The organism is Gilvibacter sp. SZ-19 (genome assembly GCF_002163875.1).
Classification (GTDB): domain Bacteria; phylum Bacteroidota; class Bacteroidia; order Flavobacteriales; family Flavobacteriaceae; genus Gilvibacter.
Genome location: NZ_CP019333.1, coordinates 2,727,397 through 2,754,052 on the forward strand (window position 1 = coordinate 2,727,397; position 26,656 = coordinate 2,754,052).

Annotated in this window: 21 protein-coding genes; 10 read left to right on the forward strand and 11 right to left on the reverse strand. The window is 43.3% G+C overall.

Annotated features, from left to right (window positions below):
• Positions 1–8 precede the first annotated feature (8 nt).
• Positions 9–677 (reverse strand): molybdate ABC transporter substrate-binding protein, encoded by a 669-nt coding sequence (gene modA / locus BTO09_RS12695; protein ID WP_198356484.1) that lies wholly within the window; start codon positions 675–677, stop codon positions 9–11.
• 67 nt (positions 678–744) lie between these two features.
• Positions 745–1,293: a pyridoxamine 5'-phosphate oxidase family protein gene (locus tag BTO09_RS12700; protein ID WP_087525142.1), complete on the reverse strand. Its 549-nt coding sequence runs from the start codon at positions 1,291–1,293 to the stop codon at positions 745–747.
• A 306-nt stretch (positions 1,294–1,599) separates the two neighbouring features.
• On the opposite strand from BTO09_RS12700, the gene BTO09_RS12705 reads away from it, so the two are divergent.
• Positions 1,600–2,181: a fasciclin domain-containing protein gene (locus BTO09_RS12705; RefSeq protein WP_087525143.1), complete on the forward strand. Its 582-nt coding sequence runs from the start codon at positions 1,600–1,602 to the stop codon at positions 2,179–2,181.
• Between the two features lie 67 nt (positions 2,182–2,248).
• Here the strand turns inward: BTO09_RS12705 and BTO09_RS12710 are convergent, their stop codons facing one another.
• The 3 genes from BTO09_RS12710 to BTO09_RS12720 form a co-directional block, all read right to left on the reverse strand.
• The gene (locus tag BTO09_RS12710; RefSeq protein ID WP_087525144.1) at positions 2,249–3,382 is read right to left on the reverse strand and encodes a serine hydrolase; all 1,134 of its coding nucleotides are present in this window, start codon (positions 3,380–3,382) and stop codon (positions 2,249–2,251) included.
• A gap of 35 nt (positions 3,383–3,417) precedes the next feature.
• Positions 3,418–4,182: a carboxypeptidase-like regulatory domain-containing protein gene (locus tag BTO09_RS12715; RefSeq protein ID WP_087525145.1), complete on the reverse strand. Its 765-nt coding sequence runs from the start codon at positions 4,180–4,182 to the stop codon at positions 3,418–3,420.
• A gap of 84 nt (positions 4,183–4,266) precedes the next feature.
• Positions 4,267–6,066, reverse strand: a complete 1,800-nt coding sequence (locus BTO09_RS12720; protein WP_087525146.1) for a DEAD/DEAH box helicase — start codon at positions 6,064–6,066, stop codon at positions 4,267–4,269.
• 429 nt (positions 6,067–6,495) lie between these two features.
• Between BTO09_RS12720 and BTO09_RS12725 the strand changes: the two genes are divergently transcribed.
• Positions 6,496–7,023: a hypothetical protein gene (locus BTO09_RS12725; protein ID WP_157663514.1), complete on the forward strand. Its 528-nt coding sequence runs from the start codon at positions 6,496–6,498 to the stop codon at positions 7,021–7,023.
• A 5-nt stretch (positions 7,024–7,028) separates the two neighbouring features.
• Here the strand turns inward: BTO09_RS12725 and BTO09_RS12730 are convergent, their stop codons facing one another.
• Complete coding sequence (locus BTO09_RS12730) at positions 7,029–7,604, reverse strand: non-canonical purine NTP diphosphatase (RefSeq protein WP_087525148.1); 576 nt, start codon at positions 7,602–7,604, stop codon at positions 7,029–7,031.
• A 2-nt stretch (positions 7,605–7,606) separates the two neighbouring features.
• Complete coding sequence (rlmH, locus tag BTO09_RS12735; RefSeq protein WP_087525149.1) at positions 7,607–8,080, reverse strand: 23S rRNA (pseudouridine(1915)-N(3))-methyltransferase RlmH; 474 nt, start codon at positions 8,078–8,080, stop codon at positions 7,607–7,609.
• Positions 8,081–8,191: 111 nt separating this feature from the next.
• On the opposite strand from rlmH, the gene nadC reads away from it, so the two are divergent.
• The 4 genes from nadC to priA all read left to right on the forward strand — a co-directional run bounded on the left by nadC (position 8,192) and on the right by priA (position 13,071).
• Positions 8,192–9,049 (forward strand): carboxylating nicotinate-nucleotide diphosphorylase, encoded by an 858-nt coding sequence (gene nadC, locus BTO09_RS12740; RefSeq protein ID WP_087525150.1) that lies wholly within the window; start codon positions 8,192–8,194, stop codon positions 9,047–9,049.
• Positions 9,046–9,957 carry a YihY/virulence factor BrkB family protein gene (locus tag BTO09_RS12745; RefSeq protein WP_087525151.1) on the forward strand — a complete coding sequence of 304 codons (912 nt, stop codon included), beginning with the start codon at positions 9,046–9,048 and terminating at the stop codon, positions 9,955–9,957. The genes nadC and BTO09_RS12745 overlap by 4 nt, the downstream gene beginning before the upstream one ends.
• Before the next feature lie 26 nt (positions 9,958–9,983).
• Positions 9,984–10,559 carry a chalcone isomerase family protein gene (locus tag BTO09_RS12750; RefSeq protein ID WP_087525152.1) on the forward strand — a complete coding sequence of 192 codons (576 nt, stop codon included), beginning with the start codon at positions 9,984–9,986 and terminating at the stop codon, positions 10,557–10,559.
• A gap of 61 nt (positions 10,560–10,620) precedes the next feature.
• Positions 10,621–13,071: a primosomal protein N' gene (priA, locus tag BTO09_RS12755; RefSeq protein WP_087525153.1), complete on the forward strand. Its 2,451-nt coding sequence runs from the start codon at positions 10,621–10,623 to the stop codon at positions 13,069–13,071.
• Here the strand turns inward: priA and BTO09_RS12760 are convergent.
• Entirely contained in the window at positions 13,068–13,781 is a 714-nt protein-coding gene (locus BTO09_RS12760) for a LytTR family DNA-binding domain-containing protein (protein ID WP_087525565.1), read from the reverse strand. The genes priA and BTO09_RS12760 overlap by 4 nt on opposite strands.
• Positions 13,782–14,007: 226 nt before the next feature.
• On the opposite strand from BTO09_RS12760, the gene rpsF reads away from it, so the two are divergent.
• From rpsF to BTO09_RS12780, 4 genes are all read left to right on the forward strand, one after another.
• Positions 14,008–14,346 carry a 30S ribosomal protein S6 gene (gene rpsF / locus BTO09_RS12765; RefSeq protein ID WP_087525154.1) on the forward strand — a complete coding sequence of 113 codons (339 nt, stop codon included), beginning with the start codon at positions 14,008–14,010 and terminating at the stop codon, positions 14,344–14,346.
• Entirely contained in the window at positions 14,346–14,645 is a 300-nt protein-coding gene (gene rpsR, locus BTO09_RS12770; RefSeq protein ID WP_198356562.1) for a 30S ribosomal protein S18, read from the forward strand. The genes rpsF and rpsR overlap by 1 nt, the downstream gene beginning before the upstream one ends.
• Positions 14,646–14,657: 12 nt before the next feature.
• On the forward strand, positions 14,658–15,113 hold the full coding sequence (gene rplI / locus BTO09_RS12775; protein WP_087525156.1) for a 50S ribosomal protein L9: 456 nt from the start codon (positions 14,658–14,660) through the stop codon (positions 15,111–15,113).
• Between the two features lie 75 nt (positions 15,114–15,188).
• Positions 15,189–15,659, forward strand: a complete 471-nt coding sequence (locus BTO09_RS12780) for a DUF6495 family protein (protein ID WP_087525157.1) — start codon at positions 15,189–15,191, stop codon at positions 15,657–15,659.
• Position 15,660: 1 nt separating this feature from the next.
• On the opposite strand, the gene BTO09_RS12785 is transcribed toward BTO09_RS12780, so the two are convergent.
• The 3 genes from BTO09_RS12785 to BTO09_RS12795 all read right to left on the reverse strand — a co-directional run bounded on the left by BTO09_RS12785 (position 15,661) and on the right by BTO09_RS12795 (position 26,497).
• Complete coding sequence (locus BTO09_RS12785; protein ID WP_087525158.1) at positions 15,661–16,902, reverse strand: ABC transporter permease; 1,242 nt, start codon at positions 16,900–16,902, stop codon at positions 15,661–15,663.
• A 151-nt stretch (positions 16,903–17,053) separates the two neighbouring features.
• Positions 17,054–21,643, reverse strand: a complete 4,590-nt coding sequence (locus BTO09_RS12790; RefSeq protein ID WP_087525159.1) for a LamG-like jellyroll fold domain-containing protein — start codon at positions 21,641–21,643, stop codon at positions 17,054–17,056.
• Positions 21,644–21,910: 267 nt separating this feature from the next.
• A complete protein-coding gene (locus tag BTO09_RS12795; protein ID WP_198356485.1) occupies positions 21,911–26,497 on the reverse strand; it encodes a LamG-like jellyroll fold domain-containing protein in 4,587 nt (1,528 codons plus the stop codon).
• Between the last annotated feature and the right edge of the window lie 159 nt (positions 26,498–26,656).

The following is a 26,656-nucleotide window of genomic DNA, read 5'->3' on the forward strand; positions in this document are numbered from 1 at the left end:
ATTCGATTCTAGGGCAGGTCGTAGCCCTGTTGTTTGATCAGTTTTTTAACCGCATCACTCAAAAGGAAATCTACAAATGCGCTTGCTGCAGGATGTCTATTCTCACCTTTTATTAGAACTACGCCTTGAACTATGGGTTTGTAGTGTACCTTATTAATGTCCAGTACATATACTTCGGATTCACGCTGCGCTTGTATGGCTGTAGATTTGGCTGTAATAGCAGCCTGGGCAGCTCCGGAAACCACATAGGTCGCCGCTTGAACCGCATTTTCGGCATAGACCAGATTAGGGCGTACTTCGTCCCATAGATCTTGATATTCTAAAAGCTCTTTGGCCGCACGGCCATAAGGAGCCAAGTCTGGGTTGGGAATGGCTAAGGTTTTAAGTCCCGGTAATGTGAGGCCAGATTTGAGAAAGTCCTGCCGAGACAAAAGCACCAATATGCCTTTGGCATAAGGAGCAGGGGCGGCCGTGGTTAGGCCTTGATTATACAAGCGCTGCGGATAGCTCAAGTCTGCGGCCATAAAGATATCTACAGGAGCTCCATTACTGATCTGGCTGGTAAGTTTTCCAGAAGAGCCGCTTATAATATCGATCTCAACATTATTGGTCGTACTAAACTCTTCTGCCAGGGCTCGTGCCAATCCTTCTGCGTTTGCCGCAACTGCAATACGCAATTTTTCAGTGGGTTGTTCTGAGCAAGCGCTTAGGAGTAAACAGGCCAAAAAAAGGCCACTTATAAGATTAGTCTTCTGAAAAAATCGCTGTCTCAAATCCGTCTATACTTTTGGTGTTCTTTTTTTCCCAATAGGCCCAAAGGTCCTCATCGGATTTAGCCTTTGCCCAATCTGCCAAGCGTGTCCTGTGCGATTTAAATTCCATATAAGGAACTCCATAACCGCAAGAGGTCTGTACCGTTTCAATGTGGAGTTTAATGAATTGTCTGGCCCCGGCTGTTTCTGGGAAAAGCTTTAAATAGTCTTCGAATTGTGGGTCTCTTGGGTGATAGACCTCACAGCTTCCATATAATCTCAAAATCAATGGAGGATCTTCAAAGGCATTGAACATTACCGTCATACGATTGCTCTTAAGTAGGTGAGCGGCTGTTTCGTTTCCGCTTCCGGTAAGATTAAGCCAAACTACTGTTTTATCGTCTATGACTCGAATACTATCCATGCCTTTAGGTGATAGGTTGATCCTGCCTTCTTGTGCTGCTGTTGCAACAAAGAACACAGGCTGGGCCTCTATGAAATTTTTATGGACTTCTCGTAATTCTTGGAATTGTGCAGCCATGATTGCGCCTTACTTTTTATTAGGATAAAGATACTGCAAGTCGGTGGAGCGACCACAAATCTGTATATTTATATTTTGTTTAACAAAATGAATAAAAATTTAAACAAAATATTAATAGAAAGGCATTTTATAGGTTCTAATTTAGCATCAGTTAAATCAGACTAGTAGAACAGACTTGATTTGAAATGCGCCAAAATTGTAAAGACCCAATGATCCGGACTAGGTTGAAAGCGATCCGAAGCGACTTCTTCAAAAACACACTAAGCCAGTTTGATTTATAAACAAAAACTACAAAAATTGAAACTCATGAAAAAGATTGCCACATTCGTACTAGCCGGGATGTTCATCTCTGCCTGTGCACAGAACAAACAAAACAATGACACTGCCGAGGTTGCCTCCGCAGAAGTAGAAACCGTAACCGACGCTAAAGTTGCCGATACTCCTCCAACTATAGTAGGAGTAGCCGCAGGAAACGATGCTTTTAGCACTTTGGTAGCTGCCGTAAAAGCTGCTGGATTGGTAGAGACTTTAAGTGGAGAAGGTCCATTCACTGTTTTTGCTCCAACCAACGATGCTTTCGGAAAACTACCTGCAGGAACTGTAGAAGGTCTACTTAAGCCAGAAGCTAAAGGAACCCTAACTGCAGTGTTGACCTACCACGTAGTAGCCGGAAAATTCGAAGCTGCTGCAGTAGTAGATGCGATTAAGAAGAACAATGGAAAGTTCGAGGTTAAAACCGTTCAGGGGGGAACCATCACACTTTCTCTAGAAGGAGGAAACGTAGTACTTACAGACGCTACTGGCGCCAAGTCTACTGTGATCATCCCAGACGTAGCTGCATCCAATGGAGTGATCCACGCCATTGATTCAGTTGTAATGCCTCAATAATTTTAGGTGGTCAAAAAATAAAATTGCTATGAATCAAGGCTGTCCGAAAGGGCAGCCTTTTCTTTTGCTATTTTTTGGCAATTAGCTGCTGGTGTATCTGACGCCCTAAGGCAGCCAAAAAAGGAACTCCAACTTCATCGTACTGGTAGTTGTCGTCGTTAAAGATCCCATTTTCATTGACATGAACCGTAGCTGTGAGTATAAAGGAGATCTCATTGGTGGTATCCATAATGTAAGCGCAGTCTGTCAGATATCCATAGGCATAGCCAACTTTGTTCAAGATGGTGATGTCATCTGGCATGGGCGCTTTACTGTCGCCATAAAGAAAGAATTTGACGTAGGAGTCATAGTACTCCTGGGAAGTAAAACCGGCCTCTTTGGGCAGCAATTGCATACTCTCCAGTAAGAACTGATGCAGCTCCGGGCTCAAGTCGAACTGCTGCTCACTGCTGTAATATTCTGGAAAAACCACTCTTCGCATGGTATTGTGCATGCTGCGGATGGGGTAGAAGTTCTTGTAAGCAAAATCCATTGGCGCTTTAATAAGACTGTCGTTTTTAAAATATCCCACGCCTTTTAATGTCTTTTCCAACTCCAAGGCTTCAAGCGCCTGCATTTGGTAACCTTCGCCAATAAAGATCTCATTTGCTTCGGAGCCTTTAAAGGTCAGACCTTTGAGCATGATGTCGTCTGCATTGGCAGTAGAAAGTCTGTGTGCTAGTCTGAATTTATCTATCCCGAGCTCTTGCATTCGCTGATTGACAAAATCCTTGCCTAAATATTCATACAAACGATTGTAGGCCTCGTTACTGCTTACAGCAAATATATCGCGGATGTCTTTTCTAAATGTGGAGCTGATAGAGTCTCCATTGACGTTAATGGTAGCGTCCAGATCTATAAAACCGTTGTCATCTAATTGTTCCAAAGTGATCACTGCCATAGGGAATTTCACCGTGCTGGCAGGGTAGAAGTAGACCGAATCGTTCACTTGAAACTCGTACTCATCGAACTGCAGGAAATCTGCGGAGGTGTTTACAACGCTCAAAGCAATTTGAACTTCGTGAGCCTCAAGATTATTCATTACTCTCCTTATAGCCGGATCGTTAGAATCCAATGCTGCCTGTAAGGGATCGACGAGTTCATCTTGGCAAGAGAAAAGTGGAAGCAAAAGAAGAAAACAGTAAGCAATATGCGCTCTCATAGGCACTTAGTTTGCCTAAAGATAGCAATTCGCCCTTAGTTTCTGTTGAGCACCTTATACTGCTCGTAGCATTCAGAAATTGCGTCCAAGATCTGCAGATCGTTAGCGGTTCTTATAAACTGATCAGAATAGTTGCAATTGTTCAAGATCATGTCCAGATCGTTGCGTTCCAATTGCAAGACCGCCATAAGGGTTTCTCTATCGAATTTGCTCTGCAATAGGTTTCTGATGTTGTCATCGGCCTTCATTTGCCGCAATTTCCGCATCTGTTTGGGGCGTTTACCAAAGACGTTATAGAGAAAATCTGCCGGATTGAATATGGCGCTGAGCACCTTACCCACAGCTCCTGGTTGCTGAGAACCCCCTTCGTAACCGCGATCTAGTCCTGCAATGGCGTAGCGGTAATCGTCGTAAACCGGAATGATCTTGGCATCGATCTCTAAATATCCAGTAAGTTCTACAGGCCTGATCACAACCTCTTCTAAGGCAATCCCGAGTTCAGTCATTTTGACCTTTATCTCTCCGAAGCGCAATAAATCATTGGTAACACGAACGCGAATAGATTTGAATCCGAGGTAAGAGAAATAGAGGGTGTCGTTAACTTTAGCGGGAATTTTAAAGCTACCGTCTCGCTCAGAAACCGTACCGATCACCTGATTGAGGTTTACGATATTCACGTTCTCAAGGGCTTTGTCATCGGCATCGTTTTGTACAATACCTTGAACCATTTCTGTTTGCTCCTCCTGAGAGAGGGCAGAAAAAGAGATCAGCATCAATACAAAGCACCAGAAAGGTTTCATAGCAAGGGTCTTAAGCTCAAAAATACATATTAAGTATACAATTCTCATACCGCCGACCCCATATTTACAAAAAATTTAAGAATCTTATCGTCTTCGTCGCTTACCTCCAGTGCCTTTAGACTTGCCACCATCGCCTCTTGGCTTACCGCCTCCGCCTTTCTTTCTACCGCGTCTTCCGCCGAATTCTTCTTCAAATCGACCTCCGCCGCGCTTGCCTTGTTTGCGTGTTCTTGGCTGTTTGAATTTCTTTTTCCCATCAGAGGATTCTTTAAAACGTTTGCCTCCGCCTTTTCTGCGCTTTTCGGTAGTCGCTTCGACGACTATCTTACGTCCGTCTAGAACAAAGTCTTCAAAGGTGTCGATCACTCTTTTTACGTAGGGTTCCTCTACATTGAAGAAAGAAAAGCTTCCTTTTACGTCTACCTTGAACAGGCCATCATCTTTGATCTGTAATAGGTCTTTTAAAAAGTCCTTTAGCGTCATCCAACTAAAGTCGTCCTTAGCACCTACATTAATAAAGAAGCGCGTGCTGTTGCCACCGCTAGATACATTACCAACTTCTGGTACGTTGAGTTCTTTGGCGTTCTTGTAGTAATTGAAGAAACGGCTGAACTCCACACTAAAGATCTTTTTGATCAAGGTCTCCTTGTCAAAAGCACCGAGGCTTTCCATAATGGCCGGAACATAAGGCTCTATCTCCTTGTTCACGTCGGTTTGCTCGATCTTCTCTGCCAAATGCAAGAGTTGAATCTCACAGATCTCCATGCCGGTTGGTAAGGTCTTAACCTCAAACTGCTTGTGAATGATCTTTTCTATGGCTTTGATCTTACGCACTTCGCTTTTTGAAACCAAAACCATGGAAACTCCAGATTTTCCGGCACGTCCTGTACGTCCACTACGGTGCGTATAGGTTTCGATCTCGTCTGGCAACTGGTAGTTGATCACGTGGGTGATATCGTCCACATCAATACCGCGAGCGGCAACATCTGTGGCCACCAACATTTGTATCTGATTGGTTCGGAACGATTTCATTACCAGATCACGCTGATTCTGACTCAAGTCACCGTGCAGAGCAGCTGCGTTGTAGCCGTCTTCGATCAGCATTTCTGCTACTTTCTGGGTATCGCGCTTGGTTCTACAGAAAACAACCGAAAAGATGTTGGGATTAGCATCTGCTAGGCGCTTCAATGCTAAATAACGATCTCTGGCACTTATGAGGTAGTATTCGTGCTCTACGCGTTGTGCGCCACTGTTCTTTGTTCCTACGGTGATCTCTTTAGGATCGTACATGAACTGCTTGGCAATAGCGGCAACTTCTTTAGGCATGGTTGCGCTAAAGAGCCAGGTGCTTTTGTCTTCTGGTGTGTGAGAAAGGATCTCTTTGATGTCCTCGTAGAATCCCATGTTCAACATTTCATCGGCCTCATCTAAAACGCAGTACTCCACTTTTTTTATGACAGCAACACCGCGACCGATTAGATCTTTCATACGACCTGGAGTGGCTACAATGATCTGGGCACCGTTCTTTAGGTCCTTAGCTTGTCCTTGTACACTCGCACCGCCGTAAACGGCCACAATGTGTAAACCTTTAACGTGTTGTGAATAAGAGCGCAGCTCGTGGGTGATCTGCAGACAGAGTTCGCGCGTAGGCGCAATGATAAGCCCTTGGGTATTTCTACTTTTTGTATCGATCTTTTGGATCAGTGGAAAACCAAAGGCAGCAGTTTTTCCGGTCCCGGTTTGCGCTAAGGCAACCAAGTCGGTCTCTGATTGTAATAATAGGGGAATCGCTTTGGCCTGAACTTCGGTTGGTTTTTCAAAACCCATATCGGCCGTGGCCTGCAATAAAGGCGCAGACAGTCCTAATGCTTCAAATGCACTCATAGTTACTTGTATTTGCGTGTTGGTCGAAGCACGCGACAAGTAAACCCATTTAGCTTCGTGCAACACAGTTCCTCAACCCGAGGACTTTTCTGGCGCGAAAGTACGCTAAGTTTTTTGTTTCCAAGCTTTTTTGATGAAATAAAAAAGTTAGCGGACTAACGAAGTGTTTCTTGAGACCCAACCAAATTTTATAATTTGGAGTTTAACCTATAAAATTTGGTTGCTTTAGAAAAAAGTACGCTAAGTTTTTTGTTTCCAAGCTTTTTTGATGCAATAAAAAAGTTAGCGGACTAATGGAGCGTTTTTTGAAGCTCTTGCGGGTATTATGGTTTGATGAAGATTGGTCCTCTCTAAATACCCTTGAATGGGTATGGGTTTTCGTGATAAGAGATGTTAAGATTGAATATTAATCAATTAGGAAACTTTATCATGCGAAAAATTAAATACAATTTCACCTGTAAGGCAGTAACTCTTTTCTTTTTGCTATTCTCAAGTCTGTATACAGCTAAAGCACAGGAAAACACCGACAATTTGAAGCTTTTGGAGCCTCAGAAGATTAGCCCCCCAAGTAGTGTATTGTATCTCAATATTGGAAGTTTAGGTACTTATACTTCGGCAACTCTAAATTATGAGCATTTATTATGGAAGCCTACTAAAGGAGTCTTTAAGAGCTATTACGCCAATTTTGATGTAGGAGTTTTTGCGGTTATTGATTTAATAAGTTCTGTAAATGAAGGACTTACCAGCACCGTGGGTATTGTTGGTTTAACAGGCAATAGGAATGGGCATTTTGAAGTTGGCATGGGCGTATCAACACTGTTTGATTCGCAGGGAGAAGTATATCCGGTGCCAGACGTAACGCTCGGATATCGTTATCAAAGAGAAAGCGGCTTTATGTTTAGAACCGGACTTGGTTTTATACAAGGGCTCTATCTTAGTTTTGGTACAAGTTTTTAAGGGTTTCAGCCTCTCAAAAAAGACAGAAGCTGACTTACCGCCTTACCACGATGACTGATCTTTGCTTTTTCTTCGTGACTCATCTGAGCAAAAGAACGGTCGTAGCCCTGTGGCTTAAAGATAGGGTCGTAGCCAAAGCCATCGGTTCCCTGACGTGCTCTTAAGATCTCCCCTGGACAAGTCCCCTCAAAGAAATAGGGTTCATTTTTATGCAACAAGGCGATAACACAAACAAAGCGAGCAGAACGATCGTCTTGGTTTTGCAAAGCGCCTAAAAGCTTGTCCATATTGTCGTCAGATGTACATCCAACCCCGGCATAGCGCGCAGTATAGACCCCAGGAGCATCGTTTAAGGCAGAAACTTCCAGACCACTATCGTCCGCAAAACAAGGCAAACCGTATTTTTCTTGGACATATTTAGCCTTGAGCAAGGCATTGCCCCTAAAACTATCTGCAGTCTCCGGGATCTCTTCATGACAGCCCAGATCGTCTAGACTCAGCAGTTTTATCTTATCGCCAACCATGGCTTGCAATTCTTTGAGCTTTCCGCTATTGTGCGTGGCAAAGACCAGTTCTTTCATAGTTATTGATGGTGATAGGGTTCGTTATGGAGTATACTGAATGCGCGGTAAAGCTGCTCGGCAAAGAAAAGGCGTACCATTTGGTGCGAGAAGGTCATTTTAGAGAGCGACAATTTGCTGTTTGCACGCTGGTATACCTCCTCAGCAAACCCGTAAGGGCCACCTATGACAAAAACTAAAGTCTTAATCCCGGAATTCATGCGCTGTTGTAAATAGTCGGCAAAAGCCATTGAGGTGAACTGTTTTCCTGCTTCGTCTAAGAGTACAACAAAATCACTTGGGCTCAGCTGATTCAATATCAAGTCACCTTCTTGTTTTTTTTGCTGCTCAAAGCTGAGCTTAGCCCTTTTCTTCAATTCTGGAATGATCTGAATTTCAAAGCGAATATAACGCGTCAGTCGTTTGGTGTAGATCTCGGTGAGTTCTGCTATTGCTGCGCTATCTGTTTTGCCAACGGCCAAGAGTTTGATCTGCATCTGACAAAGGTACGAAAGCCAGACCGAGCGTTTAATTTTCTTTTACGAATCCGCATTGCTAAAGCCTGCGTTTAGGGTGGAATTAGTAATTTAGCCAAAACACCTATTTCCATGATCTCCCAAAAAGACTTTGATAAAGAAATCGATCTGATCATCGCCAATGCTATTCGAGAAGACGTAGGCGATGGCGATCACAGCTCCTTAGCTTGTATCCCTTATGACGCTGCTGGAAAGGCGCGACTTTTGGTCAAAGACGAAGGTATACTCGCAGGAGTAGCATTTGCTCAGAAGGTATTTGAATTTGTAGATGCCGGTCTTGAGGTCGACATTAGAATCACCGACGGTAGCCCTGTCAAATACGGAGATGAAGCATTTTATGTGAGTGGGAATTCACAGTCCATACTAAAGGCTGAACGCTTGGTTTTAAACGCCATGCAGCGCATGAGTGCTATTGCGACCAAGACCAGCAAATATGTAAAGCTATTAGAAGGAACGGGTACTAAGATTCTCGATACGCGAAAGACCACACCGGGTATTCGTGCATTGGAAAAATGGGCGGTTAAGATCGGCGGCGGTGAGAATCACCGTTTCGCCCTCTATGATATGATCATGCTCAAAGACAACCACATTGACTTTTGTGGTGGAATTACAAAAGCCATACAAGTAACTCGGGAGTATCTTAAGGACAATCGTTTGGATCTGAAGATCATCGTTGAGGCTCGATCTTTAGAAGAGATCAAAGAGATATTGCAGAACGAGGGAGTTTATCGCATTCTTATAGATAATTTCAACTACGAGGACACTCGAAAAGCCGTTGCTCTAATTGGCGATCAATGCCTAACTGAATCCTCTGGAGGCATCACTTTAGAAACGGTGCGGGCCTATGCAGAATGCGGGGTAGATTATATTTCTAGTGGAGCTTTGACCCATTCGGTACACAATATGGATCTCAGCCTAAAAGCTATATGAGTTTAGAACAACGCTTGCGAAATACTCCTGTGGTCAGTGCGGCTATCCGTCTCTGCGATAAGATCTTACTGCCGGGTTTTGAAGGTTTGTCGTTGTATGATTTATTAAAGACCTATGCCGTTGGGATAGTCAAAGGGACCTTTTCCAGTAGGGCAGGAGCCATTGCCTTTAGCTTTTTTATGGCGATCTTTCCCTTTCTGCTCTTTGTGCTGAACCTTATTCCTTATGTTCCCATAGAGAACTTTCAGCAGCGTTTCTTGGATTTTATCGGCGGATTGATGCCAGCCCAGACCTTTGATTTCTTTTTCCCCGTCATAGAAGATATTGCAGCCAACCCAAGAGGAGGATTGCTGTCCTTTGTTTTTGTGCTCACGCTGTTGGTTATGGCCAATGGTGTCAATTCTATATTTAGCGGTTTTGAGTACTCTTTTCACGTTACAATTAACCGTAATTTTTTGCGCCAGTATTGGGTTGCCTTGGTGGTTTCTGTGTTTTTGGCATTGTTGTTGCTTTTTAGCGTAGTGATAGCGGTGTACAGTGAATATTTGATCAGTGTACTCAAGCAAGAACAATACATCTCTGACGAGGTGTTTTGGATAACAACGGTACGTTATGTGGTCTTTGTGCTTTTGGTTTATATGGTAGTAGCAATACTGTATTATTTTGGAGTGAAGGACGGGAGACAATCGCGCTTCTTTTCCATAGGCGCTTTGGTAACTACCTTATTGTTTATGCTAACCACCTATCTCTTTGGAGTTTATATTAATAATTTCTCCAATTACAACGAGCTTTACGGGTCCATAGGGGCTCTTTTGATAATGATGCTGTATATTTGGTTAAATTCTAACTTACTTTTACTGGGCTTTGAACTCAATGCGAGTTTAAGAGCTTTGAAAAACAAACACTAATAATTACTTAAATACTTTATTGACTTATGAAACGAGTTTTAATACTTATGATCGCTCTACTTTCTATGAACGTTGGGTTTGCGCAGAATGGAGGAATGACAGAAATAGGAGATGTTATGCTACCTAATACCATGAAAGTTGGTGGTTCTGATTTGGTGCTTAATGGCGGCGGAATCCGTAAAAAAGCATTCGTTTTGGAACTGTATTCGGGCGGACTATACTTGGAATCCAAGTCTAAAGATGCACAGGGCATCATCGATGCAGATAAGAACATGGCCATGAAACTAGTGATCACCTCTAGTTTTGTATCTAGCGACGCTATGAAAGAGGCTGTAAACGACGGATTTGATGCGTCTATGCGCGGAGACACTTCTTCTTTAGATAGCGAGATCCAGAAATTCATCGGCTTTTTTAGCGAGGAGATCGTAGAAGAAGACGTTTTTGATATCACTTACCAAACCGGACGTGGCGTGGTGTGTTACAAGAACGGAAAAGAATTGGGAGTTATTCCTGGTATGGCGTTTAAGAAAGCCCTATTCGGAATTTGGCTAGGAAAAGTTCCTGCCGATAAAAAACTTAAAAAAGGAATGTTGGGCAACTAATTGTGCTCATAGAATTACGTAATTTTAGGCTGTCGTTTAATTCGACAGCCTTTTTTATTTCTTGTACTTTATTGATGTCATACTGCCCATTCCAATTAAGCAGGCGTTCACTTATTCGGTAAACGCTCACGAGGCTCATTTTCTCAAGCCAGGACATCGGGTAGCGGTTCCCTTTGGGAAATCGAAGATCTACACGGCGATCGTGTATAAAGTGCATCAAACCCCACCTCAGACCTACGAGACCAAGGAGATCGATCAGATCTTAGACGAATATCCTCTGGTAACCCAAACCCAACTAAAGCATTGGCAGTGGATAGCGGATTACTATCTCTGCAGTATAGGAGAGGTGATGCGGGCTGCGCTACCGGGAGCATTTCTGCTAGAAAGCGAAACCATTATTCGTTTGCAGACCGAGCGTCCGGCGAGTGAGGCTGCCTTATCTGAACAAGAAGAAATGATCTTGGAAGCCTTAGAGAACCGGCAGCAGTTGCACCTTAATGATGTGCGCAGCATATTAGACAGAAAGCAAGTTCTAGGAGTGATTCAAGCCTTATTGGAAAAGAATAGGATAGCACTGGTAGAAACCCTTTACGAGCAGTATATCCCAAAAATGGTGAGTTATCTGCAATTGGCTCCGCAGTATAAGGAAGAATCTGCCTTGACGGCACTCTTAGACGAAATGCAACGCGCACCAAAACAGCGAGAGGTGTTGATGCAACTTTTTATGTTGTCTGCGCGGCAATCTGGAGCTGTAAAACGTCCTGAGCTTTTAGCCGAAGTAGCAGGAGCTGCTGCACCGCTGCGCAGCTTGATCGACAAAGGGATCGTACTGGAAGAAAAACGTCAAACCGATAGAAAAGCCCAGTGGGAAAGCGACACAGCAGATTCTAAAGGCCTATCAGAAGCGCAAGAGCGGGCTTACAAGCAGATAAGACAACAGTTCACCGAAAAGTCTGTTTGTCTATTACACGGTGTTACTTCTAGTGGTAAGACCGAGGTATACGTAAAACTTATAGAAGAGCAGTTAGCGCATGGAAAGCAAGTCTTGTATATGCTTCCGGAGATTGCCCTCACAACCCAGCTCATAAGTCGTTTACAAGAATATTTTGGCGATCGCGTCGGGGTTTATCACTCCCGTTATAGTGTCCACGAAAGGGTAGAGGTCTGGAACCAATTGTTACGCCAAGATCAGCGTGCACAATTGGTCGTTGGAGCTCGTTCTACCGTTTTCTTACCCTTTCAAGATCTGGGCTTGGTCATTGTAGACGAGGAGCACGAGCACTCCTTTAAACAATACAATCCTGCACCGCGCTATCACGGTCGAGACGCTGCAGTGGTGCTTGCTTCTTTGTGTAAGGCAAAGGTACTTTTGGGTTCTGCTACACCAGCGTTAGAAACCTATCAGAACGCTGTTTCGGGTAAATACGGTTTGGTAAGTCTTAAGGAACGCTACGGGAAGGTACTATTGCCAGATACTCAGTTGGTCGATCTGCGTGATAAGAATCGTAAAAAGCGAATGCAAGGCCATTTTTCTGATAGCTTACTAGAAGCTATACGGGAAACCTTGGCCGAGAAAAAACAGGTGATCCTATTCAAGAACAGGCGCGGATTTGCTCCTATAATGGAATGTATGACCTGTGGAAGCGCTCCGCAGTGCCCCAATTGCGATGTAAGCCTTACTTTTCACAAGGCCAAAGGGCAGTTGCGCTGTCATTACTGCGGATACGCGAGTCCCTTGACCAAGCAGTGCGGTGCTTGTGGCAGTATGACCTTAGACCCTAAAGGCTTCGGAACAGAACAAATCCAAACAGAATTACAAGAACTTTTGCTAGAAGCGCGAATAGCTCGTATGGACCAAGACACTACGCGTGGCAAACACGCTCATGCCAAACTTATTCACGGTTTTGAGCAGGGAGAGATAGACATCTTGGTCGGAACCCAAATGTTGGCTAAAGGCTTAGACTTTAGGGCAGTTGGTTTGGTGGGAGTGATGCAAGCAGATTCCTTGCTCAATTTCCCGGACTTTAGAGCCCACGAACGAAGCTTTCAGCTACTCAGCCAAGTGGCTGGTCGCGCTGGGCGTACCAAAGATAGGGGGAAAGTGCTGATCCAAGCTTTTAATCCGGAGCACCTAATATTACAGCAGGTAACTACTCATGACTACGATGGTATGTTTAAAGATGAGATGGAACAACGCAGGCAATATGGTTATCCTCCCTTCAATCGCCTGATCAGGTTTACCTTTAAGCATCGCAATTTTGAGACCATGCAAAATGGTTCACGCTGGTTTGCCAAAGCTTTAGAGGCCCAGTTCAATGAGGGAGTGCTTGGTCCGGAGATCCCGCCGGTAGGTCGTATACGCAACGAATACCTGAGTCATGTGTTACTAAAAGTGCCTGTAAACGCCGGAATAAAGGCATACAAGGGTAAGGTCGGCATGTTGGTGCGCAACTTTGAGGCGCAAAAACCGTTTGCGCGTATTAAGCTAGTAGTGGATGTAGATCCGTATTAAGCCTTCATGGAAGCGGTAAGTGCTTCTACCAGTTGGGTCTTTCTGTTACGGCTAAGCGGCAACTGATCGTTATCGATCTCAATGACCTTGCTGTTATAACGCTCTACTTTATCCAGATTCACGATATAAGACTTATGAATTCTAAGGAAACGATCTGCAGGCAAGAGCGATTCAAAATTCTTCATGGTAGAAAGAACTACTAGAGAGTCGTGCTCTGTCACCAACTTCACATAATCCCCCAGAGCCTCGATATAGCGCAGCTCATTCAAGAAAACTTTACGCTTTTTTAGGTTGCTCTTTACAAAGATGAAGTCTTCGTCGTCAAAACCGTCTTCGTTGTGTAGGCGATGGTTCGTGATCGCTTTGTGTACAGCATTGAGAAAACGCTCCTTAGAGATCGGCTTGCGCAAATAGTCTACGGCGTCGTAATCAAAGGCTTTAAAAGCGTATTTCGTCTTTCCGGTAACAAAGATGATCTGTGGTTTTACACTCAAGTCATCCAAGAGGTCAAAGCCGGATAGGATCGGCATTTCGATATCTAAGAATATCAAGTCGATTTGTGTGTCCAATAGCCCCATTTTCGCTTCAATAGCGTTGTTGTACTCGGCTACTAAATTTAGCGAGGGGTGGTTTTGGATCAGTTTGACGATAGACAGACGCTGTAGGCTAGAATCGTCAACTATAGCACAGTTAAGTACGGTTTTTTCCAAGGCAATAATAGATTTAGTAACGTACAATTATAAGCAAATTATCGATGAACGACAACATTTATTAACGAAACTTAACGATTAAGAGTGGAAAATTTACGTTTATCTGCCAAATATGTAAGGGTAAAATGTAGGAAATTAAAGGGTAGCCGAGCTTTGAATATTGTAGAATTAGTTCTATTTTTGCAGCCTCTTTATAAGAGACTTAATTTATATTTAAACACAAAGTATGAATCATTACGAAACTGTTTTCATCTTGAATCCCGTTTTATCTGAAGAACAGATAAAGGAAACAGTAAAGAAATTCGAAGATTTTTTGGTTTCTGGCGGAGCTAAGATGATTTCAAAAGAGGACTGGGGGCTTAAGAAGCTTGCCTATCCTATTCAACACAAGAAAAGTGGATTTTACCACTTGTTCGAGTACACCGTTCCTGGTGAAGTGATCAACCCATTAGAAGTAGAGTTCAGACGCGACGAGCGCATTATGCGTTATTTGACTGTTCGTTTGGACAAGCACGCTATCGCATGGGCAGAGAAAAGAAGAAAACGCAACGCTAAAACCGCTTAATCATGTCTAGCATTGAACAACAAGCAAAAGGCAAAAAAGACGGTGAGATCCGTTATTTGACGCCGCTTAACATCGAGACTACTAAGGCAAAGAAATACTGCCGTTTCCAAAAGTCTGGTATTAAGTACATCGATTATAAAGATCCAGACTTCTTGATGAAGTTTGTGAATGAACAAGGTAAACTTCTTCCTCGTCGTTTGACAGGTACTTCTTTGAAGTATCAGCGTAAAGTGGCCGTAGCTGTTAAAAGAGCTCGTCACCTTGCACTTATGCCATACGTAGGGGATCTATTAAAATAATACAGTACGGTCATGGAACTTATATTAAAGAAAGATGTAGAAAATCTTGGGTTTACAGACGATATCGTTACTGTAAAGAACGGATACGGTAGAAACTACCTTATCCCTCAAGGATATGCTGTATTGGCTACTTCTTCTGCTAAGAAAGTATTGGCAGAGACCTTGAAGCAACGCGCTTTTAAAGAGCAAAAGTTGGTTGATGACGCCAAAACAGAAGCTGAGAAACTTAACGGTTTAGAAGTGAAGATCGCTGCAAAAGCTGGAGAAGGTGATAAACTTTTCGGTTCTGTAAATAATGCAGACGTAGCTGAAGCTCTAGAGAAAGCTGGAGTGAGCATCGACAAGAAGTACATTACAGTTGCTGGTGGAAACATCAAGCGCACTGGACAGTACGAAGCTAAAGTTCGTTTCCACAGAGATGTGATCGCGAACCTTACTTTTGACGTAATTGCAGAGGCTAAGAGTTAATTAGACCTTCAAAATAATTCAAAGGCCTTTTGTTCGTTCAGAAGGCCTTTTTTTATAGATCGTATTTTTAAAAGGATGAAATACACCAGACTTACCAAAGAACAGTTCGAAGCCCTACAAGAGGAGTTTACAAGATTTTTAGCTACCCAGAGTATTACTGCGGACGAATGGCAGGAGATCAAACGCAGCAAACCCGAAGTCGCAGAGGCGGAGCTCGATGTATTTAGCGATCTGGTTTGGGAAGGTGCCTTAAGTGCCGCAAAGTATCTGGAAAATGCTAGTCCAGAACAGTTGTTCTGTTTCGCTGTTCAGAATGAGCTAATTGAGCTCATTCATGTAAAAGTGTCTCCAAACACTGCAGACTTGACCACGGCCGCCGGCAGGGAATGGTTGCTAAAGAACCTCAAGGATGAGCGTGTTGTTATACAAAGAGGAAGCAAAGCTGTCTCAGAAGATCGCAATCAGCAATTGTTTGGCTTAGTACGCCAAGGGGCTCATATAGTCGAAGGAAGTTTTATCGATGCGCTTTTAAAAGTGATCAACTAGTCTATTCGTATCTCAGACTTTCTATAGGGTCTAATCGAGCTGCTTTCATCGCCGGATAAGAGCCAGCAACCACGGCAACCAAAAAGGTGATTATAGTAGCGGCAATAACCGCTCCCCAGGGAATACTAAAGTTAAAATCGGCCAGCGAGGCAAAGGCAATTCCAGTTGCCAGTCCAAGAAGAATTCCAAGAATACTTCCCAACTGACCAATTACAATGGTCTCCATAAGAAACTGAGTCCCTATGGTAGATCGTTTAGCGCCAAGGGCTTTTCGTACTCCAATCTCCCGTGTGCGTTCGGTCACTGATACAAGCATGATATTCATCAAAGCGATCAAGGAACCGAAAATGGTTATCGCACTGATAAACCAAGCTGCAAATTCCAAAACACCTGTAATTTCAGCGATACGGTTAATAAGGTCTTCACTGCGCTCCAGGCCAAAGTTGTTCTCTTCAACAGGGGAGAGGCCTCGGACATTCCTAAAGGTCACAATAGCATCGTTTTGAGCGCCTTCTAGGTATTCTTTGTCGTCTACCATCACACTAATGGTATAATTGATGTTAGGAGCCGTGTAAATGCTTCTCGCTTGCTGTATAGGAATGATAACCTTCAGATCTTGATTGTTGCCAAAAGTCGCTCCTTTACTTTCTAGCAAACCTATCACTTTGAATTTGACCCCGCGTATGCTCAAGGTCTTGCCAATAGGGTCAGTGCCTTCAAAAAGAGTCTTCTTAAAATCTGCTCCTAACAAACACACATTGTTGTTGTTCTGAATATCGAAAATATTGAAATCGCGACCTTTCTCGACTTCGGTTCCCGTATTGCTTAAATAGTTCTCATTGGCACCGTAAACTTGAACTTCTGGGTCTGTCTTGTTGCCTTCGTAACGTACCTCGGCACGGCTAGTTCCTCTAAAGGAGACAGAAACCTTGGTAAAAGGGTAGGAGTAGCGGTCCTGGAACTCCTTGATGTCTCTGTAACTAATGATAGGATTGATCTTTTGGCGCTCGCCTCCGCGTCGTCCTTGGGAAGTGAAATCGTATCTCTGGATATTGAAAGAGTTTGCCCCCATGGAGGCAAAATCGCTAGAAATAGTGTTCTCTAGGGCTTTTACGGCGGCCAAAATACCGACCAAGGCCCATATACCAATTGCTATGATTACTACCGTTAAAATGGTTCTTAAGAGTTGACTGCGGATGGAATCCATCGCAATTCGAACATTCTCACGGAATAATGAAAACATAGGTTAGGTGTTTAATTGCGTTATAAGACGAACTAAGGGTGATAAAGTTACAAAATATCGCAACGGAATTATTCGGCTTTAACACGCCTTAAGGAAATAAAAAAGGCGAGCATCTTTAGATACTCGCCTTGAGGACTGATTAAAATTTAAACTACTTCTCTATTAAAACCTTAACTGTATAGGTACCGGTATTGGTCGTGGTCTTTAAAATGTACGTTCCTGTGGCCATTTGCGCTGAAGAGAAAGACTCCTGCGGATTGTTTCCACTGTAATTGTATTGACCTATAAACTGACCAAGTATGTTGTATACTGCAACACTAGTAATAGTCTGATCTGCCTCTTTTGCGATTACATTTACTTGTGCTGCTTGCTTCTGGTGCATAGCATAAACCAAAGTCTCTGTTATTTTCATGGTTCCGTCCTGATCTTGGTTACGCGGTGTTCTGCGCAACACGATTTCGAATCGATTCGGATGCATCCCGGCGTCAATAGTACCAGTGTATGTATCCTCAAGCAGATTGGTGAAAATATTGAATTCTTTATCACGGAGATATGGAATGATCTTCTCTCCTAAATTCTGAGCTTGATCTAACCCAATGGTGAACTCTCCACTTTCATCTATCTCAGCAATAAGCGGTAAAACAACACTGCTATTGCCATCTAGCATTGGAATCCCTTGGATAACATAGCGTGCTCCATCAATGTCCCAATTTAGATCTTCTGCAAGATCGTCAAAAACCTTCCCGTCATATCCTCTGTCATAAGCAAGAGTCGCATTGTTGTCAAGGGTCAATAATAATTGACGATGCAACATTTTAGGAGAATCAAATCCAATTCTAATTTTCGGACGATTGTCAACCGGATCCAAGTCGCTGTCATCTGGTAGACTGTAGGTAGCCGAAGTTCCAATTGGAGTGCTCGGTAGGGCATAAGTATCGTCGGTAAAGACGAATACCGAGCTAGATCCGGAACGAACAAAGTTACGTTGACTGTTGTTGAATTCAATGGTTCCATTAGAATCCGCAGCTACAAAGAATCCTTGACCTGGAGCGACATAGCGTCCTGGAGTTTTTGTTGGAACTCCTGCGGCACTTACGTCAGGGTGACTGGTAGCCATAACCCCTCCAGATAAATTATACATAGCATATCCTCCTTGATACTCAGCTAGCACGTGAGAGCCTCCTCCCCAGTGTTCCCAGAAATACAGGGTACCGTCAAGGTGTGGATTATCAGCAATGAAATCATGCGCATCTAAAGCAGAGGCAAAAGGATTACCAACTAGGTAGTTATTTCCGCCATTGATATTGAGTTGGATGTCATATCCAGTCTGATCGTTATTTGGCTTACCGGAGAAGGTATAGTTCTGCTCGTCTAGTACAGACCCTGTTCCTGGACCCTTCATGGTATAACCTTGGCCGGCTTCGAGTACTCCGCCTGGTCCCAGATACTGCCATGAACTGTAATCGCCGATTGGGTGGTTGTCGTATTTGAACAACCAGAAATCGGAGAGCGATATTGGAGTGGTAGGCATACCATTATACCCACCAATCCAATTCACATTCACAGGATTATTGACATCGGTTCCGTCTCTTAGCATGGAATTCACGCTAAAGGTAACGTTGTTGGCCGATGTTGATATAGTACTAGTAGGGGAACTCCAGTAATTATACGTATAAGTGTCTGCGGTACCTCCTTGGTCTATTTCGATATAACCCGCGCTGCTAGGATCCAAATCACTTCCTTGTGTCTGAATAAGCTGTGATTCGCCTTGCAGGTCCATAAATCCATCGAGGTCTAAATAATGAGACACTTCAAACTTATTGTTGTTGTCTACGAGTATTTCAGCGCTTGCGTCTACAAACACACCCAAAACAGTGGTATTGTCAGAGGCAGTCAAGTCGTGATTCACACGAGAAATCGTCCAGTCTATGGTAGTAACACCATCCACAATAGAAGTCGCTCCAGGTAAATACAATACACTGTTGTTCATCCAAGTGTTCGCATCGTTCCAAGATCCGTCCTGATCGGTCTCGTAGGGTAGTGGTGCGGTTTGGAAGTCTACTGTATCTAAGTTTTTAATAGCAGCCGTATTGCCATTTCCTGACTCATCCTTAATGTTTGTAAAGGTGTAAGTGGTCATTGGATAATAAGCCATTAGTTGGCTCCAATCGATAACGGCCACCTCATTCTTAGTGATATTCTGAGGTAAGATGCTTCCTGTTACTGTATTGTCGGAATGCTCAATGATCTCTTGATTCATGATGAATCTTATCTGATCTTGAGAAAGCGTTGTGTCCCAGACGCGCACCTCGTCTATACCTCCGTCCCAGAAATTACTTGGATTTTGGTAGTCTGCAGCTGCAATTAGGAAGTGCTGGTTGTTCGACACTGGTGGATCCATCGGACCTGAAACATCCAACACTCCATCTATATAGATTCGAGCTGTGGTTCCGTCATAAGTTACGGCAACATGGTGCCATTCGTCATTTGGGATACTAACCGATGAATTCAAGACTTGTAAAGTACCGGAACTGTTGGTCCATACGGCTTGTGCTGCACCGCTGCCATTGACTCTTAAGGCATATCCTTCTGTCATTGGAGAGGCGTCTCGTTTAGAGATGATATCGCGATTAGTTGCTCCATCATTCTTAACCCAAGCAGATAGTGTAAAGTCTGCGTCTAGATCCAGAAAATCATCAGAATCCATATAATCTACACTACCGTCAAAATCAACAGAACGCACGTACATGTTTTCTGGGGCATATCCAAAAGTAATGTACTTGGTTCCGTTGAAATCGTAAGTTGTTTCCAAATTCGCACCGTTTAGTCGCATGATGCGGTATTCTGAGTTCGGGTTAAATGTTGGTGTATCAGAGATGAACATCAAATACTCTCCCGGAGGATTCAGCGTAGCTGCCAGATCGGCCTCTGGTACTGAAACTTCCACACGGGGAACGTCACCACCGCTCTCAACTACCTTCCAAGTGCGTTCTACCGAAGTAAATTCTACTATGGTAGTTAGACCAGAAACACCTGCACTCATATCTACGATAATAGGTGCAACAGCATTCAGGCTTGTATTGTCATGTCCCCACATTAGGTAGGACTCATCGGTTGTTAAGTTGTTGGTATTTTGGTTGTTTGTCGCTTCGATATTACTAATACCCATGGTCACCATGGTATTAGGATTTACTGATTTAGATTGTTTTTGCATTAATCCAGCAGCGTCAGAACGACCCAAGCCGGCAATATCCCAGTTAAAGGCTCCGCCGTCCGAAGACTGATCCCAAATAAGGTTTCCGTTAGAATCAACATAGTCTTGAGACACGCCATTAACACCTAAAGTGATCCCGTATTTAACAGCCAAATAGCTTTGAATACGGTTACGGCTGTCTGTCATAGAACCATCTGTGTTCGTGGCAGAGTAGGTGATCACTTCTGTGATACGACCCCCAAAACTACCGTTCCAGTACTGACTGCGTCCTAGCCAATAACGGGTATTAGCAACTTCTGCAAAATCGGCAGCATCTGATTCGGATTCTGCAATTTCGATATTGTTGAAGTACACCTGTTGACTTGTTGGAGCGCTGATATCGTTATGTCTGGCGTTGATGATGGCAACTTGGTTAAGATCTAGTGCAAAGTCCAGATCTCCTTTTCCGTAACCATCGCCAGCACCCGTTGTGGTTCCGATACAGTAGGCAAAGTATTCCCCGGTAAAACGTTGTGTATAGGCTCCATATCCAAAACCAGTTACATCTTCGGCATAAGTATTTCCTGTTGGGTCCGTAGAAGTAAAGGTATCCAGCGGAATCATTCCATTGGTAATGTTCTGATCCGGAGTAACTACCATATAGATGTCATGGCTATAGAAACCACCGGTTCCTGCCATTTCATCCTTATTGTCCAAATAATCCATATCGCTTCCAGACAGGTTATTGTCATTGCTGAAAGACAAAACAGGATTAAAATTAATATTGTTTGTGCTGTTGTCGTAATAGGTAGGAGCCTGGTAAGCTTCTAATACTTTGGCATCGTTTCCTTTACCATAATCCTCCCAGGTCATTAGAGCAGTATTGTCTGCAATAGAACCTGTTCCGTCTACGCGGTCAGTTCTGAGCCACAATTCCAAATTACTGTCAATTCCTCCAGGACCTTCTGAGATCGAATTGTAGGTAGTTCCGGTGATAGTTACATAGTCGATATGCATATCATCGGAGTTGGAGGAGGAGTTACTGCTAAAACGGAATTGTCCCGTAGCAGAACTTGGGAAGGTGTGGTCGGTTTTAAAAATTGTAACGGTCTTGGCGTAGTCTATTCCGGGAAAACCACTTTGAAAGTCGGCAGACTTTCCCGCAACACTTCCCGCGACGAATCTTCCTATAACTGTCCATGAGGTACTATTGTTAGGACGGTACTCCACATCAAAAGTCTCATTAGTATCATATCCCCGGTTGTGGAATCGGAATGATACATCGACCTTGTCATATGCGTTTAAGGAAAAGGTTGGAGTCCTAATTTCTCCGTTACTGTTTTGAATTCTAAGGCTGTAGTTGTTTTCTGGGGCATAAAGAGCACTGTTCACTCTGGCGGCATTGGACGTAAGGGCCCAGCCGTCGGTTCCAGATTCAAAGGTCGCCTGATGGATTACGGTCTGCGCCGACAATAGGGGCGTAAAGGTCAAGCAGATAATAAGCGTTACCCATGCAACGCTTCGGTTGATCGAAGTAGTTTTTTCCATAAGCTAGTAGATTAAGCCACAGGTCGATTTGGGGTCTTCTGTAACATATTCTTGAAACAAATCTATAAAAAAAACCTTTCGTTTTAACATTTTAACACTTAAAAAAGTGCATTTCATCGAAAAAATGTGTTGATAAACGGTGTTTTTGTCCGTTTAAACCGTAAAAATTTAAGAGATTTCTTACATAGTGTATTTGGATAAAAAAAGGGAGTCTCATTACAAGACTCCCCTTTTCGCTAGGAAAAACTACTTCTTTTGTCTTAGCTTTTATTTATCGATAATGATCTTTGTGGTTTGGATATCATTTTCTGTCTGAATGCGTAGCACATAAGTTCCTGTACTCAAATGAGCAGAAGGGAAGCTTACTTGAGTAGCATCACCCGCAAACTGATATGTTCCAACTTGCTGACCAAGGATCGAATAAACCGTAACCTCACTAATGGTCATTTCTTGATCTTTGGCAAACACAGTCACTTCTTGAGCGATTTTACTGTGTAGTGCGCCTACAGTGGCAACTTGCTTACTAGCTACCTGAGTATCTACCTGACGCTCACCTTTTCTAATGATGATCGCGAATCGGTTGTCATACACTCCAGGTTCGATAAGCGTAGTAAAGTAATCTGTTCTTAGATCCACGAAAGTATTGGTTAGTTTGTCGTGCAGGTAAGGAACGAGTTTCTCGCTCATAAACTCCGCAGCATCCAAGCCAATCTTCATTTCACCGTATTCTTCGATCTTCACATAAAGTGGTAAGCGTGTACTGGCTTCGCTATTGATAGGTGGTACTCCTTGTATTGCATAACGCGTATCGTTAATAAGCCAGTTCATATCTTCAATTTGCTCGTCAAAGACTTTACCGTCGTAACCTCTATCAAATCCTTTAGTGGTATTATCGTCAAAGGTTACTAAGAGCTGTCTGTGCATGCCAATTGGTGAGTCAAATCCAACGCGGATCTTGGTTCTTGTATCCGGTGCATCGAATTGGGTATCATCTGGCTCGCCTGTGGTTTCAGCACCTGTTGTACTTGGAGTAGCGTAGGTGTCGTCAGTGAACATGAATACAGAAGATCCACCCAGTTTAACGAAATTTCGTTGACTGTTGTTGAAGTTGATTGTACCATCGCTATCCGCAGCTACAAAGAAACCTTGCGCTACTGGTACATAACGCCCTGGAAGTTTTGTGGAAGCTCCTGCATCACTTACCATTGGGTGAGAAGTGGCTGCAACACCTCCAGAAAGGTTGTACATACCATATCCACCTTGGTATTCTGCCAAGAAGTGTGATCCGCCTCCAAAGTGTTCCCAGAAATATAGCGTACCGTCTAGATGCGGGTTGTCTGCGATAAAGTCATTGGCATCGAGAGCAGAAGGGAATGGGTTTCCTACCAAATAGTTTCTACCCGCGTTGATACTCAATTGAATTTCATGTCCCGTTTGGTCGTTATTCGGCTTTCCGGTAAAGGTGTAGTTTTGAATATCTGTAACACCTCCTGTACCTGATCCTTTCATTGTAAATCCTTGACCTACTTGGAAGTATTGGTATGGTCCAACAAACTCCCAAGCGTCATAATCACCGATAGCACCGTTCTCGAATCGGTAGATCCAACGAGCAGATAGGGAGATCGGAGATCCGCCTGATCCATCATAACCCCAAACCCAATTGATATTCAAAGGGGAACTCGGGTTACTACCATCGCGTAAACGATTGTTTACTTTGTAATCCCAGTTCAAAGTACTTGGAGTTAGTCTACCTACTGGAGAAGACCAATAGTTATAGGTATAAAGATCTGCCGTACCACCTTGGTCACGTTCCATATATCCTATACTAGTTACTTCTAGGTCACTACCAGCAGTTTGTACCAACTGGGAGTCTCCTTGAAGATCTAGGAATCCGTCTAATTCTAAGTAATGAGACACTTCTAGTTTGTTCTCGTTGTCCATCACAAGAGACGCGCTGCTGTCTATCATTGCAGCAAGCACAGTAGTGTTTACCGAGTTTGTAAGATTGTGATTGATGTCTACAATATTCCACTCAATAAGTGTAGAACCATCTACGATAGAAGTTCCTTGTGGGTATTCTTGTACTGATTTGTTCACCCAAGTAGAAGCTGTATACCAATCACCATCAGCATCGGTTTCGTAGGGAAGCGGAGCTGTTTGGAAATCTACAGTGTCTAGGTTTTTAATGGCCGCTACATTGTTGTTTCCTGAGCTATCGTTAATGTTGGTAAAGGTATATACGTTCATCGGGTAGTACACGATAAGTTCTGGCCAGTCAATTACTGCCACATCGTTCTTCGTGATACTTTGAGGAACAATGGTTCCGTTAACTGTGTTATCAGTGTGCTCTTCTAGTTCTTGATTCATCATATAACGAATCTGATCTACAGTAAGCGCACGATTCCAAATACGTACCTCATCAATAGTACCATCAAAATGGTTTTGAGGGGACAAGTAGTTGGCGGCACCGATAAGTAAGTGCTGCGCGTTAGCTACTGGAGGCAACATTGCCTGATCGTTATCAAGTACTCCATCAATATATAGGTATGCTCTAGAACCGTCGTAGGTCAAAGCAACATGGTGCCATACATCAGCGTAATCTGTAATTATGGTATTCGATAAGATCGATTGTGTAATTCCTAAATTGTTCTTCCACATAGCCTGTAGCGCACCAGTTGAGTGAATTCTAAGTGCATATCCTTGGGTATACGGAGAGGCATCACGCTTAGAGATAATGTCAACATCGGTATTACTTCCGTCTGACATGATCCATCCAGACATACTGAAAGCGCCGTTTACGTCGGCAATATCATCTGCATCCAAGTAATCGGCAGATCCGTCAAAATCAACAGAACGCTCATATACATACTGTGGCGCATAACCGAAAGTGATGTATTTGGTGCCGTCAAAATCATAAGTAGCTTCTAGGTTAGAACCGTTCAAAGTCATGATACGATACTCAGAAGTTGGGCTAAATGAAGGCGTGTTTGAAATAAACATCAGGTAGCTACCCGGCGGGGTCAGGGTAGCAGATAGTGATACTTCAGGAACTGAAACCGTCACTGTAGGTACGTTTCCACCAGACTCAACTACCTTCCATGTTCTAGAAACGGAAGTAAAGTCAACAGGAGTGGAAAGGCCGGGAATACTGGCACTTAGATCGACATTAACGGCAGGTGCCGCTGCCATGCTTCCGCTGTCGTTGCCCCAAACTAAATATGATTCGTCAATAGGAATACTGTTGCTATTGTTGCTGTTTGTCGAAGTAATCTCGGTGATACCCATAGTCACTATAGTTCCACTGTTGATAGACTTCGATTGTTTTTGTTGCCAACCGGCAGCGTCACTACGACCAATTCCAGCGATATCGTAGTTGAAAGCAGCAGCATCTTCAGATTGATCCCAGATCACGTTACCGTTAGCGTCTACATAATCTTGAGAGACACCATTGATGCCAAGCGTGATCCCATATTTGATAGCCAAATAAGACTGAATACGGTTTCTGGCATCAGAAGCCGATCCGTCGGCATTGGTAGCAGAATAGGTGATAACCTCAGCAATGCGCCCACCGAAACTTCCGTTCCAGTATTGGCTACGTCCTATATAGTATTTTTGGTTAGAGATCTCAGCAAAATCAGGAGCATCTGATTCGCTGTCTCCGATATTAATATTATTAAAGAATACATCTTGACCTGTAGCTCCAGAAGTAGCATTGTGTCTGGTGTTAACAATACCTACTTGATTTAAGTCTACATTAAAGGTAAGGTCTCCACGACCATACCCATTGCCCGGACCAGAGGTGGTACCAATACAGTATGCAAAGTACTCATTGGTAAAACGGTTAGTATATGCCCCATAACCGAATCCAGTCACATCTTCTTGAGCTGTAGTACCTGTAGGATCCTTGCCTGTAAAGGTATCAAGGGGAATCATGGTATTGGTAATTGGCTCATCTGGTGTTACCACCACAAAGATGTCATGACTGTAAAAACCACCTGTTCCGGTCAATTCGTCACGTGCTGTTAGATAACCCATGTCTGAGCTGGAGGTAGCAGAAGAATTGCTAAACTCAATGACTGGATTAAAATTGATGTTGTCGGTTGTATTATTCTTATAGGTAGGCGCTTGTGTGCTTACCATAGTATTGGCATCATTTCCTTTACCGGTATCTTGCCATGTATTGATGTTCGAGTTATTTGCAATAACACCAGATCCATCTACCTTATCGGCTTGCAACCATAACTCTAAGTTACTTGTTACACCACCAGGACCTGTAGAAATAGTATTAAAGGTAGTTCCGGTGATTGTGATCATATCTATGTGGATCAAATCACTCGAATGATTGGCATTAGGTCTAAGTCTGAACTGACCCGTAGCTAATAATGGAAAGGTGTAATCTGTCGCAAAAATGCTAAAGATCTTTGTGTAGTCTACTGTAGATGGAGCATCGTGTTGAAAATCAGCATTTTTACTAGCGACAACACCAGAAGTATAGGTGTTCAGTACTTGCCATGAGCTGATTGCATCTGGGCGATACTCAAGTATCAAGGTTTCTCCGGTATCAATACCTCGATTCACAAAGTGAAAACGGATATCGACCTTGTCATAAAAGGAAAGCGCAAGACCAGGAGACACCATATTGGTGTTGTTTCTACTGAGCTGAATACTCCAGCTACCTTCGTAGGCGTATGAAGTACTATTAGCTCTTGTTCCTCCGGTGATTGTCCAGCCGTCGGTACCAGTCTCAAAACCGGTCTGATGTAAAACTGTTTGTGCTTGTGCGTTAGCTTGAAATAGGAACAGTATTCCTACAAATAAGAATCCTAAGATTCTGTTCGAAGTATTTGTTTTCATTTCTGGGGGCATTTAAAATGAACATAATAAAGTGTGAGGTTAAGTTTATAATTGTTTGCGGTTCAAAAGTATACAATTTGAACGGTTACGGTTAAACCGTTAATCAAGTAAATCATACACTTTGTCGAAAATATAGTGTATTTGACGGTTAAAATGGGT